We start from the raw sequence: 509 nt of genomic DNA on the forward strand, positions 1-509 counted from the left end.
CCGAGGCTTATCGCAGCCTCCTACGTCCTTCATCGGCTCCTGGTGCCAAGGCATCCACCGTACGCTCTTAAACACTTACTAACAAAGATGCTCGCGTCCACTGTGCAGTTCTCAAACAACACACCCGTTGTGACCTCGTACCCAGACCTACTCAGCAAGCAAAGCCCGCCGGCGGTTTCGAGGAAGATCTCATCGGATCGTTTGTTTTGCCTTGAAAGGACACTCGCGTGTTCTTTCAGGACCCAATAGTGTGTCGGTATATCACCACGGTCGAAGACAGTGCTCCGACCTAGTGCGATGAGTTTGTCAGCGTTCCACCCATGAGCGTCCGCAGCTCCACGAAAGGGAACTAAACGGTCTCTGACACAACCACTCTCGACTGTTCGAGGTGGTCGCGTAGATGTGCTCCTTAGAAAGGAGGTGATCCAGCCGCACCTTCCGGTACGGCTACCTTGTTACGACTTCGTCCCAATCGCCGATCCCACCTTCGACGGCTCCCTCCCACAAGG

Annotated in this window: 2 rRNA genes; both read right to left on the reverse strand. The window is 55.2% G+C overall.

The window, feature by feature from the left end:
* Positions 1-81 (reverse strand): 23S ribosomal RNA (locus tag ACLJPD_RS33180); the annotation flags it as partial.
* 332 nt (positions 82-413) lie between these two features.
* Positions 414-509 (reverse strand): 16S ribosomal RNA (locus tag ACLJPD_RS33185); the annotation flags it as partial.

It is taken from the genome of Nocardia sp. A7 (genome assembly GCF_046549215.1).
GTDB lineage: Bacteria > Actinomycetota > Actinomycetes > Mycobacteriales > Mycobacteriaceae > Nocardia.